The 16,079-nt window shown below is 69.6% G+C and carries 16 protein-coding genes; 1 reads left to right on the top strand and 15 read right to left on the bottom strand.

What is annotated here, in order from left to right; translation table 11 throughout:
* Positions 1-28 precede the first annotated feature (28 nt).
* The 14 genes from QN206_01040 to QN206_01105 form a co-directional block, all read right to left on the bottom strand.
* The gene (locus tag QN206_01040; GenBank protein MDR7613390.1) at positions 29-1,693 is read right to left on the bottom strand and encodes a S49 family peptidase; all 1,665 of its coding nucleotides are present in this window, start codon (positions 1,691-1,693) and stop codon (positions 29-31) included.
* A gap of 36 nt (positions 1,694-1,729) precedes the next feature.
* Positions 1,730-4,063 carry a replicative DNA helicase gene (gene dnaB / locus QN206_01045; GenBank protein MDR7613391.1) on the bottom strand — a complete coding sequence of 778 codons (2,334 nt, stop codon included), beginning with the start codon at positions 4,061-4,063 and terminating at the stop codon, positions 1,730-1,732.
* A 162-nt stretch (positions 4,064-4,225) separates the two neighbouring features.
* Entirely contained in the window at positions 4,226-6,127 is a 1,902-nt protein-coding gene (gene lonC, locus QN206_01050; GenBank protein MDR7613392.1) for a Lon family ATP-dependent protease, read from the bottom strand.
* Positions 6,128-6,130: 3 nt separating this feature from the next.
* Complete coding sequence (gene rplI, locus QN206_01055) at positions 6,131-6,574, bottom strand: 50S ribosomal protein L9 (GenBank protein MDR7613393.1); 444 nt, start codon at positions 6,572-6,574, stop codon at positions 6,131-6,133.
* Positions 6,571-7,569 (bottom strand): DUF2232 domain-containing protein, encoded by a 999-nt coding sequence (locus tag QN206_01060; protein MDR7613394.1) that lies wholly within the window; start codon positions 7,567-7,569, stop codon positions 6,571-6,573. Before QN206_01060 ends, rplI begins: the two co-directional genes overlap by 4 nt.
* Positions 7,570-7,587: 18 nt before the next feature.
* Positions 7,588-7,851: a 30S ribosomal protein S18 gene (gene rpsR, locus QN206_01065; protein MDR7613395.1), complete on the bottom strand. Its 264-nt coding sequence runs from the start codon at positions 7,849-7,851 to the stop codon at positions 7,588-7,590.
* Positions 7,852-7,863: 12 nt separating this feature from the next.
* A complete protein-coding gene (ssb, locus tag QN206_01070) occupies positions 7,864-8,259 on the bottom strand; it encodes a single-stranded DNA-binding protein (protein ID MDR7613396.1) in 396 nt (131 codons plus the stop codon).
* The gene (gene rpsF, locus QN206_01075) at positions 8,260-8,664 is read right to left on the bottom strand and encodes a 30S ribosomal protein S6 (GenBank protein MDR7613397.1); all 405 of its coding nucleotides are present in this window, start codon (positions 8,662-8,664) and stop codon (positions 8,260-8,262) included.
* Between the two features lie 70 nt (positions 8,665-8,734).
* Positions 8,735-9,046: a hypothetical protein gene (locus QN206_01080; protein ID MDR7613398.1), complete on the bottom strand. Its 312-nt coding sequence runs from the start codon at positions 9,044-9,046 to the stop codon at positions 8,735-8,737.
* A 102-nt stretch (positions 9,047-9,148) separates the two neighbouring features.
* Complete coding sequence (ychF, locus tag QN206_01085; protein ID MDR7613399.1) at positions 9,149-10,231, bottom strand: redox-regulated ATPase YchF; 1,083 nt, start codon at positions 10,229-10,231, stop codon at positions 9,149-9,151.
* Entirely contained in the window at positions 10,207-10,569 is a 363-nt protein-coding gene (locus QN206_01090) for a DUF951 domain-containing protein (GenBank protein MDR7613400.1), read from the bottom strand. The genes ychF and QN206_01090 overlap by 25 nt, the downstream gene beginning before the upstream one ends.
* Before the next feature lie 10 nt (positions 10,570-10,579).
* Positions 10,580-12,058: a fused MFS/spermidine synthase gene (locus tag QN206_01095; protein ID MDR7613401.1), complete on the bottom strand. Its 1,479-nt coding sequence runs from the start codon at positions 12,056-12,058 to the stop codon at positions 10,580-10,582.
* Positions 12,059-12,084: 26 nt separating this feature from the next.
* Entirely contained in the window at positions 12,085-12,657 is a 573-nt protein-coding gene (locus QN206_01100; GenBank protein ID MDR7613402.1) for a thioredoxin family protein, read from the bottom strand.
* A gap of 4 nt (positions 12,658-12,661) precedes the next feature.
* On the bottom strand, positions 12,662-13,849 hold the full coding sequence (locus QN206_01105; protein MDR7613403.1) for an MFS transporter: 1,188 nt from the start codon (positions 13,847-13,849) through the stop codon (positions 12,662-12,664).
* 167 nt (positions 13,850-14,016) lie between these two features.
* Here QN206_01105 and QN206_01110 point away from each other — a divergent pair, with 167 nt between their 5' ends.
* Positions 14,017-14,901: a universal stress protein gene (locus tag QN206_01110; GenBank protein ID MDR7613404.1), complete on the top strand. Its 885-nt coding sequence runs from the start codon at positions 14,017-14,019 to the stop codon at positions 14,899-14,901.
* A gap of 6 nt (positions 14,902-14,907) precedes the next feature.
* On the opposite strand, the gene QN206_01115 is transcribed toward QN206_01110, so the two are convergent.
* Complete coding sequence (locus QN206_01115; GenBank protein MDR7613405.1) at positions 14,908-16,044, bottom strand: cobalamin-independent methionine synthase II family protein; 1,137 nt, start codon at positions 16,042-16,044, stop codon at positions 14,908-14,910.
* Between the last annotated feature and the right edge of the window lie 35 nt (positions 16,045-16,079).

Here is a 16,079-nt window from a genome sequence, read left to right on the forward strand (position 1 = left end):
CCCATGATCCCGCACCGCCCGGGGTTTGTCAACAAAAATTTCCGGGGAAGGCGGGCATCATCCAAAGCACGGGCTCCTTCAGCAGGGCCGCGGCCGCAGGCAGGCTCTGAAGGGGCGGGGCCGGGAGGAGCGGGACGGGAGGCGGGGAGATGGTGCGCACCGGAGCTCCCCGGGGAAGCCGGGCCAGCTGCCGGGCCCGTTGTACCGCGTCCTCGAAATCGCCAATGGCGTCCACGAGTCCGAGGGACTTCGCCCGGATGCCCGTCCACACCCGCCCCCGGGCCACCGCTTCTACCTCCTCCATGGACTTGCCCCGCGAGGCCGCCACGTGCGCTTTAAATCGCTCATAACTTTGCCGCATCCATCCCACGAGCAGCGCCCAGTCCCGATCCGTGTACGGGACGTAGGGGGAGAGCAGGGTGGCGGTGCCGGGATGAGCCACGACCTCCGGCCGCACCCCGTGCCGCTCCAGGAACTCCTCGACCACCAGCTTCCCGCCCACCACGCCGATGGAGCCCGTGAGGGAGGTGGCCGCGGCCACCAGATGCCGGGCGCTGCACGCCAGGTAGTACGCCCCGCTTGCGGCCACGTTGCCCATGTGCACCACCACGGGCTTGCGCTTCGCCAGCCGGTGCACCTCCCGGGCCAGGAGGTCCGAGGCGACCACGAACCCGCCGGGCGAGTCCACGTGCAGCACCACCGCCCGCACGCGTCGATCCCGCTCCGCCCGGCGGAGGGCCCGGGCGATGGTCTCGTGGCCTGCGAGCCGCCGGCCGATGCCGGGGACCGGGAAGGGGAGCTCCTGGCTTTCGCCCAACACGAGGGCCCCCACCACCTCCACCACCCCCACGGCCCACCGGTCCAGGATCCGCCAGCGGTACGGCCTCGGGAGCCGGCGTCGTACCCGGCTCCAGGGCTCTATGCGTACCCGCCGACCGGGCTCAACCGCATCCGGGAGATCCTCCTCGTAGGCCAAGGCGTCCACCAAGTTCCGGGCCTGAGCTTCCGGCGCGGAGAGCAACCCTCGCTCGATGGCCTCCGCCACCCGTTCGGGCGCGAGGCCCCGGCTTTCCGAGACGGCCTGGATCACGTGCTCCAGCACGTCCTCCAGGATCGCGGCGAGGGCCTCTCGCTGCTCAGGCGGCATGCGCTCGTGGAGAAGCGGGTGCAGGGCGGTCTTGTACTCCCCCACGTGGTGAAACTGAGGCAGGATCCCCAGGCGATCCAGGGCCGCACGCAGGAAGGGGACCTCCTGCCGCAGGCCCACCAGCCAGAGTTCCGCCCCCGCAGGGGCCAGGATCCGATCCGAGGCGCTGGCCACGTAGTACTCCGCGAGGGTGGCGGTGGGAAGGTACGCGCAGACCCGCTTGCCCCGGGTTCGGAACCGCACGAGCGCCCGGCGCAGGCCCTCCAGGGAGGCCCAGCCCGCGCTTAGGTCTCGGAAGGTCAGCACGATTCCCCGAATGCGGGGATGTGACGCAATCCGGTCCAGCTGTTCCCGGATCTCCTCCAGGCTGGGCGGAGGGCGGCGCAGCCACCGAACGAAGGGGGGCAGGAGGAGCCGACGCTCCGGGAGGGGGCCGCGGACCTCCACCACCACATACGCAGGGACCGGAAGCCGGCCCAGGATCAGGTTCCACAGGGCGCGGAGGAAGTTCAGGAACAGGTCAACCAGCAGACCCACAAGACCCACGGCACCACCATCTTCGCAAAGGGAGCGGGGGGACGCCTAGGGTCCCGGGGGATCCTTGGCGAGGTTTGCGAACCGTCCGTACTCCTTGTGGAAGAAGAGCTCGATGTCGTCCGTGGGGCCGTTGCGGTGCTTGGCGACCCGCACGAGCGCGATGTTCTCCTTCCCCTCCCGCCGCGCCTTCTCCGGATCGTAGTACTCCTCCCGGTAGAGGAAGATCACGAGGTCCGCCACCTGCTCCAGCTCCCCGCTCTCCCGCAGGTGGGAGAGCATGGGGATCTTGGAGCCCGTGAGCTCCGCGGCCCGTGAGAGCTGCGAGATGGCGATCACGGGGAGGTGCAGCTCCTTGGCCAGGGATTTGATGGCCCGGGCGATCTCGCTGAGCTCCTGGGTGCGGTTCTCGCTGCGCTTGTAGGACTGGATGAGCTGGATGTAGTCCACGATGATGAGGCCCAGGCCGTGCTCTGCCTTGAGCTTCCGGGCCTTGGCCCGCATCTCGATCACGGAGAGGTTGCTGGAATCGTCGATGAAGATGGGGGCTTCCACAAGCCCGCCCATGGCTCGGGTGAGCTTCCGCCAGTCCGCCTCCGAGAGGTAGCCCCGCCGCAGGCGCTGGCCATCGACCCCCGCTTCCGCGCACAGCATCCGCTGCACCAGCTGCTCCGCACTCGTCTCCAAGGAGAAGATGGCCACGGGGACCCGGTGGCGGACCGCGGCGTGCTGGGCGATGTTGAGGCAGAAGGTGGTGTTGTGAACGCAGATGTCGTTGGCCACGAAGTTGTGGGTTTCGGGGACCGTGAGGTCGTAGACCTGGTGTTCCCCCGCGTACTCGATGCACGCGATGGTGTCCCACAGAACGTCCGGCTCCTCGAGCAGGGGACGATGCTCGTAGCGGGCCCACTCCCGCAGCTTCTCCCACCCGAACACCCCGCAGCTCCGCAGCAGGCGCACCGCCGCGTCCCCCCGTATCTCCAGGGCTCCATCCTCCTCCCGGGCCGCCACCACGCCCAGGCGCAGGAGGAGATGCTGGACCTGCTCCGCCATGAGGGCGTTGGGCAACCGAACCCGGATGGTACGGGTCTCCTCCTCCCAGCGGGCGGTGCAGGCCAGCAGGCGCGAGAGCAGTAGGCACAGCTTCGCGCGGTTCAACCGGTAGACCACGGAGGGGAGCCGTCGGGTCTCCGGCGGGGTACTGTGCAGTTCCGCATACCTACTGAGCGCTCCGCCGACCTCCAGGGGAACTTCGAGATCCGGGCCGGGGACCCCCCGGACCCCGGCCAGGGCGGGGGCCCGGGCAGAAGCGCGAATCGCCGCGGCGGCCCGCACCGCGTCCAGGAAGTCCTGATTGAGCCTCGGATCCACAGGCAGATGACCCGCGGCGAGGTAGGCAAGGAGCTTCACCTCGTAGCTGGGGAGGTCCAGGGAGCCGAAGACGGGGATCCGGGCGGGCACGGCCACGTAGTCGCCAACCCGGAGGTCCGCAAGGGGCTTCCAGCCCTGGGGGGTGAGGAAGGGATGCGTGGCGGTAACCTCCACCACGCGGCCGAGGCCCGTGCGCACCCGGTAGACGGGCTTGCGGCCGTCGTCCACGAAGGCGCTGGGTCGGGCCTCCCGCAGCCTTCCCCCATCCAGGGTGAGGAGGACCACGTCCTCGCTGTGCACGATCTCCTCGATGGTGCGCACCTCTCCCGTGCGCGCGTCCACAATGCGCGCGTCGTACTTCAGGCACTTTCCCATGGAAGGGCGCGCGGCCACGATGATGAGATCCCCAGGCTGCAGCCCGCCCGTGAGCTCGTCCAGGTCCACGAAGCCCGTGGGGACCCCGGTGATCATGCCCCGATCGTAGCCCGCGTCCAGGCGCTCCATGGTCTCCTTCAGGATGTCCCGGATGGGCGCGAAGTCCCGCACGAGTCGCCGGCGGCTGAGCTCGAACACGAGCCGCTCGGCCCGGTCCACCAGCACCTCCACATCCTCCTCTCCCTCGAACCCCAGGTGCGCGATCTGGGTCCCTACCCGGATGAGGGATCGGAGGATGGACTTCTGCAGGACGATGCGGGCGTAGTACTCCGCGTTGGCCGCGGTGGGGACGCTGTTGAGAAGGGCCGCGATGTAGGCGGCACCCCCCACCTCCTCCAGCTTGCCCTGGTCCCGCAGCCGATCCGTGACCGTGATGAGGTCCGCGGGCTCCCCCCGATCGAAGAGTTCGAGGATGGTGCTGTAGATGAGCCGATGGGCCTCCCGGTAGAAGTCCTCCGGCCGGAGGATCTCCACCACCTGCGCGATGGCGTCCCGGTCCAGCAGCATGGAGCCCAAGACCCCCATCTCCGCCTCCAGGTTCTGGGGGGGGACCCGCTCGACCGAGACGACGCCCATGGTAGCCTCCGTCCTCTCCTCGTATTATGGCGAACACAGGTTCGCCAGTTCAACGGATTCCCAGAGAGTTTTTGAACCGCGGGCCTGCGAATTTCCTTGTGGAAAAGCTGGGGAAAGGTGTGAATTGTGCGGCTTTTTTCGTGGACGTGCTGGGGAAAACCGCTAGGAGGCCTTCCGCTTGCCCGCCACTAGGACGTGGGGCAGGGCTTCCTCCACGGTCTGCACGAACACCACCTGGATCCCCTGGAGGTCGGGGGGGATGTCGTGGCGGTTCTCCTGCGGAAGGATCACCTTGCGCATCCCGGCCTGGCGGGCTCCGTAGAGCTTTTCCGGGATCCCGCCTACCCCCTTGACCCGGCCCTGGATGCTCACCTCGCCCGTGAGGGCCACGTTCTGGAGCGCGGGCCGGTTCTGCACCGCGCTCGCCAGGGCCGCGGTGATGGCGAGCCCCAGGCTGGGGCCGTCGATGAGTCCCCCGCCCACCACGTTCACGTGCACGTCGTACTGACTGAGATCCACCCCCAACAGCTTCCGGAGGACGGAGAGGGCGTTGAACACGGAGTCCTTCGCCATGGAGCCCGCGGTCTCGTTAAACCGCACCACGCCTCCGCTCCTGCGGGTGGTGGGGAAGACCGCGGCCTCCACCTCGATGATGGAACCGAGATAGTGGTAGACGCCGAGCCCGAAGGCCTTGCCCACCTCCGGGGTCTCCGAGGCCCGGGTGGGGACGTAGGGGCTCAGACGGGATGTGCGGATCACCTCGAGCACATCCGCCTCCGTGATGCGGATCCGGCCGCCGCGGCGCCGACGCCGGTAGAGGGCGATGCCGTAGGCGTCCGCGAGGATCTGCACGGCCTTGCGGCCCTCCACGGTGTATCCGGCGATGAGGGAGGGGGCCCTGGGATCCAGGCCCACGCCCAGCCGGCGGGCCGCCTGGCGTACGATGCGCTCGATGTCGTGCTGGGTGAGGGGGTCGAAGAACACCTCCGCGCACCGGGAGCGTAGGGTGGGGCTGATCTCCTCCGGTTCCCGGGTGGTGGCGCCGATGAGCACGAAGTCCGCGGGCGCCCCGTGCTCGAACAGATACCGGACGTAGGCGGGAACCGCGGGGTCGTCGGGGTCGTAGTAGGAGGACTCGAAGTACACCCGCTTGTCCTCCAGCACCTTCAGGAGCTTGGTCTGGAGCACGGGGTCCATCTCCCCGATCTCATCGATGAACAGCACGCCCCCGTGGGCCTTGGTCACGAGTCCCAGCTTCGGCTCCGGAATCCCGCCCTCCGCGAAGTCCCGGCGGGAGCCCTGGTAGATGGGGTCATGCACGGAGCCCAGAAGCGGGTTCGTGACTTCCCGGTGGTCCCACCGCAGGGTGGATCCGTCCACCTCGACGAAGGGCGCATGGGGGCCGAAGGGGGTATAGGGGAGCTTGCGGGCCTCCTCCAGCACGAGGCGTGCCACCGTGGTCTTGCCCACTCCCGGCGGTCCGTAGAGGATGACGTGCTGCGGGTACGGGGTGGCGAGCTTCGCCAGAAGGGCCCGGATGGCCCGGTCCTGTCCCACCACCTCCCGCAGCCTGCGGGGGCGCAGCACCTCCAGGGCGGACTGGGAGAGGCGGATGCGATCGAGGGCCTCCAGCTCCTGCAGCTTCTTCCGGGTGGCCGCGGTTTCCGGGCCCGTGCGCTCCCGCAGGACCTGCAGCCGGATCTCCTGGAGGTATTCGTCCTGCCGCTGGTTCATCCGCTCCTGCACCCTGCGCTCCAGCTCCTCCTCCACCCGGCGCTGGGCGATGAGGTCCGCGATCTCCTCCTTGAGATCGGAGAGGATCCGGGGAATCTCCGCGGGTTGCGGCGTTTCCCGGATGGTGGGATCCTCGTAGACCAGGCGCTGCAGGGCCAGCACCCGATCCTCCAGGCGCGGGGAGCGCATGAGGGAAAGGGCCTCCAGCTTGCCGGCCTTCACGATGAGCCGGTCCGGCCCGTACACCTCGCTTAACACGCTCAGCAGCGTCTCCACCTGCCGGCGGAGGTCTGCCCGGCTGGGCCGCGTGGAGACCTTCCGCACCGCCACGGATCACGCTCCCTCCACCCGTACCCGGATGGGGGCACGTAGGCCGTGCCCCAGATGAACCGTCACCTCGTAGGTGCCCAAGGCCTTGATGGGTTCGGGGAGCTCGATCTGCTTGCGGGACACCTCCACCCCCCGCTCCCTCAGGGTCTGGGCGATGGTCTCCGCGGTCACAGACCCAAACAGCCTCCCCCCTTCGCCAGCCCGGACCCGGATGACCACCGGGGTCTCGGAGAGCATCCGGGCCAGATCCTGCGCCCGCGCCCGCTCCCGCTCCGCCCGCCGCTTCATGGCCTCCTGCTGCTCCTGAAAGCTCCGCAGGGCTCCCTCCGTGGCCTCCACAGCCAGTCCCCGGGGAATGAGGTAGTTGCGGGCGTACCCCTCCTTCACCTCCACCACGGTCCCGGCCTTCCCGAGGGAAGGGACGTCCCGCGCCAGGATCACCTTCACGCCTCTTCCTCCTCCCGCGGGGCCCGGGGGCCCACCCGCCGCAGATCGAACCACAGGTCCACCAACCCCAAGATGGCCATGGCGAAGATTCCGGGATCCCCCAGGAACAACAACGCCACCACCGCGAGGACCCGGCCAGCCCTCGGAACCTCCCGGCTTTCCAGGTACCGCAGCACGGTAAGCACGCCGAGGAACGCGAACACGAAGAGGGAGACCATGAAGCCGTTGGCCAAGAGGGCTGCCCCCACCCCGGGCGCCCGGGGCTGCAGGGCCGCCCCCACCAGCACCGGGAGCACCAGGAGCGCCCCTACCCCGGGCGGAAGCCGCCAGGTGAGGATGGGCGAGAACCCCGGCAGGGCCACCCCGAGCCTGCGGAGGGTGTGGCGGGCCAGGGTATACGAGCCATAGGACCACAGGAGGACCCCCAGCAAGACGGCGGCAGGCAGGACGATCCGCAGGAAGGCGGGAAGTTGCTCCGCGAGACGGCCCATCTGCTCAATCTGCTGAGGAGGAGCGCCGACCCGCCGCATGAGGTCCTGGGCCGCCTGGACCCCCTTCACCTGGGCCTCGATGAGGGTCGAGAAGGGGTCCAGCCCGAAGACGAACCGGCTCGCCAGGAGGCTGAGGAGGGTAACCCCGAGTCCTACCCCAACGCCCAGGGCCACGGCCCAGCCGGCCACCCCAGCTCCCCCCCGCCGGGCCACGAGCCCTTGCACGATCCCCATGGGCGCGAAGGCGGCCACGAAGAGCAACCCCTGCGGAAAGCCGAAGAAGGGCGAGAGCACGAACCCCGCCACCACCGCGGAGAGGATCGCGGCCCGCACCCCGCGCCGGTAGGTGAGCACGAACAGCGGCAGGGGGGCCGCCATGAGCCCCAGCTGCCCGAAGAACACCACCAGCACCGCGACCAGGGCCGTGAGGGCCGCAAGCAGCGCGCCCTCCGTGAGGCCCGCGGTGCGCTCCCGGAGGGTGAGGGCCGGGGCAGGTCTGGACATGGCTCCTCGAGGCCGCGACTAGTCTGCGGTGTACGGCAGCAGCGCCAGCTCCCGCGCCCGCTTGATGGCCTGGGCCAGCATGCGCTGGTGTTTCGCGCACGTCCCCGTCATCCGCCGCGGGAGGATCTTGCCCCGTTCCGAGATGAACCGGCGCAGGGGACCCGGATCCTTGTAGTCAATGAACGCAGCCTTCTGCACGCAGAAGGCGCAAACCTTGCGTCGCTTCTGCCGAGCCCGGTACTCCTGCTTCCTCTTCTCCTTGTCCGCCGTGGCCTCCGCCATGGACCTCCCTCCTCAGAACGGGACCTCCTCGTCCTCCTCCAGGGGCGGCTCGAAGTCCGGGATCTCCTCCTCCGCCGCCTCCAGGACGGGCTTGCGATCCAGGAAACGGATGTTGTCCGCCACCACCTCCACCGCCCGCCGCCGTTCGCCCGCGGTGGTCTCGTAGTCGCGGATCTCCAGCCTCCCTTCCACGGCCACGAGTCGTCCCTTGGTGAGGTGCTGGGAGGCCTGCTCCGCGAGCTTCCGCCAGGCCACCACGGTGAAGAAGTCCGTCTTGCGCTCGCCCGCCTGGTTCGTAAAGGGGCGGTCCACCGCCAACCGGAACCGCGCCACGGGCTGCCCGCTGGGCACGTACCGCAGTTCCGGATCCCGGACCAGGCGCCCGATCAGGATGATCCGGTTGTACATCTACGCACCTCCACCGCCCTCCGCGGACACCTCCCGCGCTTCCTGCGCCTGCCGAGCCTGCTCCGCTTGGGCCGTGGGGAGTGCGGAGACGATGAGGAACCGCAGGATCTCTTCGGAGATCCCGAGGGCCTGCTTCAGGTCCTGCACGCGCTGCCCGGGGAGCACAAAGCGGACAAGCCCGTACAGCCCTTCCCGATACCGCTGGATCGGGTAAGCGAGCCGCCGCTTCCCCCAGGGCTGCATCTCCCGGACCTCGCCCCCTCGTTCCGTGATCCGGGCCACGATCCGGTCCATGGCAGCCCGGACCTCCGCGTCCGGAAGGTCCGGACGGAGCACGAAGACGAGTTCGTATTCCCTCGGGGCCCGCCGAGCGCCTGGCGCAGCCGCCGTCGGTGCCTGCTGCATGTCCCCCCTCCGGACAGGAACTCTTCCCGGTCCTGCGAGCGCAGGACAGGAGGGCAATTTCCCAACTGGCTTATTCTACCAGAGAGTCCTCGTCCCGGAACAGGCCAGGGGGCGGGGTGGGCTTTCCCGGGCGGGAGGGTTTGCGGGGAAGGGACCGGATGCCCCGGGCCTTCCGGGCCAACAGCTCCCGCTTCAGGTGGTACAGCTCCTCCAGTTCCTGCTCGATGGCCGCCAGCTGCCGACGGCCGACCTCCCCGGTCCCCGTGGCCGGGGCACTGGACCGCCAGATGCGGCGGCGTTGGTCGTTGAGCTCCCGGATCCTCCGCTCGATCTCCTCCAAGGAGGGCGCGAAGGGATCCAGGTCGTGGTCTGAGAGCGCCATCGGACCTCCTCCATGCTCGTCTTCCATCGGTGGAACGCGGATCCCCTCGGTCTTGGGCATCGCAGCCCCACCGGATCTGCTAGCAATTCCCGTGCCAGGGATTCACCGGGGGGAGAACCGGAAGGTGATCACGTCCCCGTCCTGGACCACGTACCCCCGGCCCTCCGTCCGGAGTTTCCCCCGTTCCCGGGCCGCGGCCACGGAGCCCGCCCGCACCAGGTCCTCCCAGGAGATCACCTCCGCGGCCACGAACCCCCGCATCATGTCCGTATGGATCTCGCCCGCCGCCTCCGGCGCGGCGGTCCCCCGTGGCACCGGCCACGCCCGCACCTCCCCGCTCTCGATGGAGAAGAAGGTCACGAGCCCTAAGAGCTCGTACGCGGCCCGGATCACCTGGTGCAGGGCGTCCTCCCCGAGCCCCAGGGCCTGCCGGTAGGCGGCCGCCTCCTCCGGGGGGAGCTCGAGGAGCTCCGCCTCGAGCTTCAGGTTCACCACCACCAGTCGGCTTCCGGTGCGCGCCGCGTGCGCCTGGACGGCCTCCCATCCCTCGACCGGCCCGCCCTCTCCCACGTTCAACACGTAGGCCACGGGTTTGTCCGTGAGCAGCCGGAGGGGGCGCACGACCTCCCGCACCGCCGGGGGGAGCGATCGGGCCGGTTCTCCCCGGTTGAGATGGGCCTCCACCTGCTGCAGGGCCTCCATCTCCGCCCGGGCCGACCGGTCTCCGGTGCGGGCCCGGGGTGCGAGGCGCTCTCGCCTCCGCTCCACGGTGGCGAGGTCCGCCAGGGCCAGCTCCGTCTCCACGATCCCGATGTCCCGCATCGGATCCAGGGCCCCTTCTACGTGGGGCGCTTCAGGGTCTTCGAATCCCCGCACCACGTGCAGGAGGGCGGAGGTCTCCCGGATGTGGGCCAGGAACTGGTTGCCGAGCCCTTCTCCCCGGTGCGCGCCGCGAACCAGCCCCGCGATGTCCACCACCCGGATGGTGGCGGGGACCACGCGTTGCGCCCCCACCACCCGAGCGATGGCCTCCAGACGTGAATCCGGGACCGCCACCACCCCCACGTTCGGCTCCAGGGTGGTGAAGGGATAGGGCGCGATGGCCACCGACGCGCGGGTGAGCGCGCGGTAGAGGGTGGACTTCCCCGCGTTGGGAAGCCCTACGATTCCGACCGCGAGGCCCATTCCGGTTGCAGAGCCCGCCTCACGATCCGGCGCCGGGGGCGAGGCGGAGCCTCTGGGGAGACGGTCTTGCGGCCGCGCCGGGCCGGCTCCGGGTAGCGGATGGGTCGGGGGGGGAGCAAGGGGGGAAGGAGGGGAGCCTCCTCGCTCCCCCGCTCCAGGAATTCCCGGATCCGCCGCTCCAGCTTGACGCGGTCCATGAGCACGTACCGGCCGCACGTCCGGCAGGTCATGCCCACGTCCGCGCCCACCCGCTCGATCACCCAGACGTCCCCGCCGCAGGGGTGCTTTTTCCGGGTGCGGATCACATCTCCCACGTACAGCTTCACGACCCCCGACATGGGCAACCCCCTATCGGGCGTGGATCAGATCGTCCACGGGCGCGAAGTTGTCGGAAAGCACGGGCACGTCCTGGACGGGGACGGGCCGGGTGTAAAGGTCCCGCACCACCGCCTCGAACCCCGGGATCCGGATCCGGCTCCGCATCCGCCCGTACCGCGCGCGGACCGCCGCGGGCGGTTCCGGGGGCTCCTGGGTGGACACCACGATGATGTTCCGCATGGCCTCCTCCCCTCCCCATGGACCGAACTCCACCGGAAAAACGTACACCGCGGGGAAAACTTCCCGGAGAGTCCGGTACACGGACCGGAACAGACGGCTGTCGGGACCCGCCAGGGCCCCGATGACGTTCATCACGAACACCCCGCGGGGCGTGAGGACCCCCCGGACCTCCTGGAAGAACTCCCGGGTGGCGAGGTGGAAGGGGAGGGTGTCGCGCAGGTAGGCGTCCAGGAGCACCTGGTCGTAGCGGGCGGAGGTGCGGCGGACGAACTGGCGCCCGTCCTCCGCGAAGGCCCGCAGACGGCCGCCCACCGGGACGTGGAAGTAGCGGCGGGCCACCTCGATCACGTGCGGATCGATGTCCACCATGTCCATGCGGACTCCGGGGTAGTCCCGGAGGTACTGCTTGGGGAGAGTACCGCCCCCCACGCCGATGAGGAGCACCTGCCTGGGCTCGGGCACGAACAGCATGCCCGCGTGCATGTAGTCCGCGTATCGGAACACGGTGCGACGGGGCTCCTGGAGGTCCATGGCGCTCTGCCAGTAGTTGTCCAGCTTAAGATAGCGCACCCCGCCCTCGTCGCTCACGGTGATGCGGTGGTAGACGGTGTCCCGAGCGTACACGAGCCCGGGCGGATCCCCGGACGCCGCGCGGGGAACGAGAAGGGCCGCGGCCAGCAGCGCGGTCGTGGCGACCACCGCGGCGGCCATCCGACGGGCCACCGCAAACCCTAGGATCGCCATGCCCATCTCCACGAGTCCCAGGACCAGGATGATCTCCCGGACCCCGAGGATGGAGAGAAGCCAGAAGGCCGCGGCGAGGCAGCCCACGATGCTCCCCAGGGTGGAGAGGGCATACAGCCGTCCCGCGGTGTTCCCCACGGTCTGGACCGTGCGGGCCGCGAGCCGCACCGCGAAGGGCGAGACGGTGCCCATCACCAGGCTCGCGGGGAAGAACAGGAAGGTGGCCGCGAGGAGAGGGCCCGTGCGGGGTCCCACGTCCGCCTGAGCGATCCGGTCGAGCAGCCACGGGCTCACCGCGGGGATCGGCACCACCAGCAGCCCTGCCAGGAACACCAGGCCGCAGAACACGCCGTGGTGGGGGTAACGATCCGCCACGTGCCCGCCCACCCAGTACCCCACGCTCAGGGCCGTCAGGAACACCCCGATGAGGCTTCCCCACACGAAGATGGAGTTGCCGAAGGTGGGCGCGAGCACGCGGCTCGCCACGATCTCCAGGGCCAGCAGGACCCCGCCGCTTGTGAACACGATGAGTTCGAGAATGGTTTCACCCCCTAGTCTTCGTGCCGCTGTCGCAGGCGTGGGGAGAGCCGCAGCAGGAGCTGCACCCGCTCCACCTCGTTCAGCCACTCCTGTGTCACGTTTCGGAGAAGATCCTCCCCCGGGGGTCGGATTCCCACGGGACAGGCGGGCCCCAGGCGTTCCACGGCCATCTGGCGGTACAGGGACAGGGTGCGTTCGCCGTACCGGGCCACCTCCGCGAAGTCCTCGCTCAAAAACACCACCACGGGGATGCGGTAGCCGAGGTTGATGGCGAGCTCCTCCCGCACGTCCGGGTGCTCATCCCGCTCCAGGAACCGGAGCTCGATGCGGGGGGTGACCTCCGCGAACCGCTGGAGGATGGGGCACTGGTTCACGCAATCCCCGCACCAGGTTCCCGCCAGCACCAGCAGCTTCATCTCCCGCTGGAAGCCCGCCAGCAGCGCCTGCTGTTCCTCCGTGAGCGTCACCGCCTCGTAGACCCGTCGCCACCGCTCCCGGTGGACCTCGGTCCCGTAGCGGTCCAGGAACGCGTGATACGGAAGCGCCTGGTGGAACTTTTCCCGCCAGTCCACACGGGCCCGCACGGTCTCACCTCCGCAAGGAAGGCATGCGCACGGGGGCCTCCCGGGGAGAGGGAAGGGGCCGTAGCCGCAGGGCCAGCAACCCCGTGAGGGCCATCACCGCGGCCGCGGACCCGAACGCCGGGCCCTCCCCGAAGGCTCCCAGCACCCCGTTGCCCCAGATGGGCCCCAGCATGCGCCCCAGGCTCTCCATGGTGCTCGCCACCCCCTGCACCACTCCCTGCTCTCCCGGACGGGCGGATCGGCTCAAGAGCGCCACCAGGGCAGGGTTGGCGACACCGGCACCGAGGGCCGCGGGGAGGGTGCTCAGCACGAAGAGGGTCGCAGTACGGCTCGCCGCGGCGGCCCCGAGCCCCAGTCCCGCCATCACGAGCCCCATCGCCAGGGCCCGGCTTTCCCCCACCCGCCGCACCACGGGCCCCACCATCCCCACCTGGACCAGAGCCCCCAGCAGGCCCCAGAAGGCCAACAGGACACCGGTCTGTCCCGGTCCGAAGCCGAACCGGTGGCTCACGAAGAGGGCGAAGGTGGTCTGGTACACCGCGGCCGTGGCCCAGTACAGGAAGTCCACGCCCAACAGCGGTCCAAGGTGCGGGTGCCGGAGGAGGCGGGGGAGTTCCGGCCAGATCGGGCCGCGGGAGGCGGAGACCCGATGCACGGTCTCCGGGAGCCAGAACCAGGCCAGGGCCACGGCTCCCAGGGTAATGCCCGCCGCGACCCATGCGGGGGCCGCGTAACTGAGGTGCGCGAGGACGCCCCCCAGGGCCGGACCGACGATGAATCCCAGGCCGAAGGCGGCCCCGATGAGGCCGAAGGCCCGAGCCCGGTCCTCCTCCGACGTCACGTCCGCGATGTAGGCACGGGCCGTGGAGATGTTCCCGCCCGAGAGGCCATCGATGATCCGGGCCAAGAACAGCATGCCCACGGATCGGGCCAACGCCAGGAGCACGAAGCTCAGGGCGGTGCCCAGGAGGCTGAGCAGGAGAACGGGGCGCCGGCCCCATCGATCCGACCACGCGCCCAGCACGGGAGCCGCCAGGAGCTGCGCGGCGGAGTACGAGGCGAACAGCAGCCCGATCCCGAAGGGCGAGGCGCCCAGCGCCCGGGCATAGAAGGGGAGCAGCGGGATCACGATCCCGAATCCGATCAGGTTCGTGAGGATGGTGAGGAAGATGACCACCAGCGGACGACTCACTGCACCATTATGCCACGGGAGAAACGGCTCCGGCGCCGGGCATACGCTGCACGGCCACGCCCACCCGTCGGGGAGGATCGTCCCACCCCCTGGGGCTGCGGGAAACGGCAGGGGATCCGGCGTGGAGAGACGAACATGCATGCAAAGACCCCTTGGAGGGGGTTATGGTGCCCAGGGTACGAAGGGTTCTGCTCCCCACGGACTTCTCAGAAGCCACGGAATCCGCGGCACAGTGGGCTACGTGGATTGCAGGGCAGTTCCGGGCCGAGCTGATTCTCCTCCACGTCCTGGAGGAGGACGGGTGGATGCTCAGGGCCCTCTCCGACACGGAGCGAACGCAGGGGGAAGATCCCCTTCAGGCTCGAGGGCGCTTCATCCGGACAGAGCTGGAACGCTGGCGGGAACGCTTCGGGGCCCATCGGGCCGAGCTCCGTCCGGGCCTTCCTCACGAGGTGATCCCGGAGGTCTCCCGGGCGCTCGGGGTGGATCTGGTGTGCATGGGGACCCATGGGCGAAGCGGGATCCACCGCGTCTTCTTCGGAAGCGTCGCGGAACAGGTGGTGCGTACAAGCCCCGTCCCCGTGCTCACCGTGCGGCCCCAAACCCCTCCGCACCTACGGCGCATCCTGGTGGCCACGGACTTCTCGCCCCCGGCCCAGGGAGCCCTGGCATGGGCCCGCCTGTTGAGCCGCACCACCGGGGCAGAGGTGGTCCTCCTGCACGTGGTGGAACTCACCCCGGAGGTTCTCGCCGCGATCCCCGAGGAGATCCTGGCTCCCGCGGTGGGCGGACGGATCCGGGAATACCTCCTGGGTCAGGCTCATCAGCGGCTAGAGGCGGTGGCGCGCCCTGAGGAAGGAGTGGCGGTCCGCATGGGCGGGGTCGGACATCACATCGTGGAGGCCGTCCAGGAGTTGCACGCAGACCTGGTGTGCATGGGGACCCACGGGCGCACGGGGCTCGCCCACCTCGTACTCGGCAGCGTGGCGGAACAGGTGGTGCGGCGAAGCCCGGTGCCCGTCCTCACCGTGCGCGAGGCATCGGAACCGTGAAGCGGACTACCCCCAGACCTCCCGGGCCACCTCCACCACCCGCTGCAGCTTGGCCCACTGGTCCTCCTCCGTGAGAAGGTTTCCTTCCATGACGGAGGCGAACCCGCACTGGGGACTGAGGGCGAGACGTTCTAGGGGCACGTAGCGGCTGGCTTCCTCGATGCGGCGCAGGAGAACCTCCTTGGACTCCAGCTGCGGCCGCTTGGTGCTCACCAGGCCCAGCACCACGGTCTTGTCCGGTGGGACGAACCGCAGGGGTTCGAAGGTACCGGAGCGCTCGTCGTCGTACTCCAGGAGGAACCGGTCCACCTGGAGCTCGTTGAAGACCTTCTCCGCGATGGGGTCATATCCGCCCTCCGCGAACCACTGGCTGCGGTTGTTGCCCCGGCACAGGTGGAAGGCGAGGACCACGCCCGGCCGTCGGGCGCCTTCCAGGCACGCGTTGTCCGCGTGGATGGCCTCGTCCAGGGCGGCCTCCGGCTCCATCCCCATCTCCGCCCGCACGTGCTCCCTCCACTGCGGGTCGATGTACACGCTGTAGCGGGGCGCGTCCAGCTGGATGTACGTCACCCCTTCCGCGATCAGGGCCCGGATCTCGTCTCGGATGATGGGGACGATGTCCCACAGCAGCTCCGAGTGGTTCCGGTAGATCCGGTCCGTTACCCCGCGCTTGAAGGCGAGGGCGGGGAACTGGTTGGCGCTGGGGAGGGTGATCTTGAAGGGTCCCGGGCTGTGCTTCCGGAGGAAGGCCACCTCGTGCGCCGTGAGCCGACGGAGCGGCCGCAACCGGGCCGTGACCACCCCCCTTACCCGGGCGGGCGGCGGCGTGGTTCCCTCCCCCTTCCACGTGCGGGAAGGCCGCGAGGAGGGAGTGCCCTGTGTGCTGTCCGGACGAGGCCCGTCCTCGAGAGCTTCAAACCCCTCCACCGCCTCCAGGAGATCGCTCATGAAGTGGCGGCGGCGCAGCTCCCCGTCCGTGTAGATGTCCACCCCGATCTCCTGTTGCTTTCGGAGCAGCCGCAGGATGTGTCGGTCCTCGATCTCCCGGAGCTCCTCCTGTGGGGCCCCCCGGGCCCGGGCCTCCAACAATTCCTGCGGGCGCAGGAGACTCCCCACCTGATCCGCCCGAACCTGCCCGACCATCTTCCCCCTCCGCGTCGCGGGTATCGTCTGCCATT

The organism is Armatimonadota bacterium (genome assembly GCA_031460175.1).
GTDB classification, from domain to species: Bacteria; Sysuimicrobiota; Sysuimicrobiia; order Sysuimicrobiales; family Sysuimicrobiaceae; genus Sysuimicrobium; species Sysuimicrobium tengchongense.

Excerpts from the sequence above, each read along its gene's own strand:
- dnaB (MDR7613391.1), bottom strand. The coding sequence starts at position 4,063 with ATGGGCGTCGTCTCGGTCGAGCGGGTCCCCCCCCAGAACCTGGAGGCG.
- QN206_01060 (MDR7613394.1), bottom strand. The coding sequence starts at position 7,569 with ATGTCCAGACCTGCCCCGGCCCTCACCCTCCGGGAGCGCACCGCGGGC.
- rpsR (MDR7613395.1), bottom strand. The coding sequence starts at position 7,851 with ATGGCGGAGGCCACGGCGGACAAGGAGAAGAGGAAGCAGGAGTACCGG.
- ssb (MDR7613396.1), bottom strand. The coding sequence starts at position 8,259 with ATGTACAACCGGATCATCCTGATCGGGCGCCTGGTCCGGGATCCGGAA.
- rpsF (MDR7613397.1), bottom strand. The coding sequence starts at position 8,664 with ATGCAGCAGGCACCGACGGCGGCTGCGCCAGGCGCTCGGCGGGCCCCG.
- QN206_01080 (MDR7613398.1), bottom strand. The coding sequence starts at position 9,046 with ATGGCGCTCTCAGACCACGACCTGGATCCCTTCGCGCCCTCCTTGGAG.
- ychF (MDR7613399.1), bottom strand. The coding sequence starts at position 10,231 with ATGGGCCTCGCGGTCGGAATCGTAGGGCTTCCCAACGCGGGGAAGTCC.
- QN206_01090 (MDR7613400.1), bottom strand. The coding sequence starts at position 10,569 with ATGTCGGGGGTCGTGAAGCTGTACGTGGGAGATGTGATCCGCACCCGG.
- QN206_01115 (MDR7613405.1), bottom strand. The coding sequence starts at position 16,044 with ATGGTCGGGCAGGTTCGGGCGGATCAGGTGGGGAGTCTCCTGCGCCCG.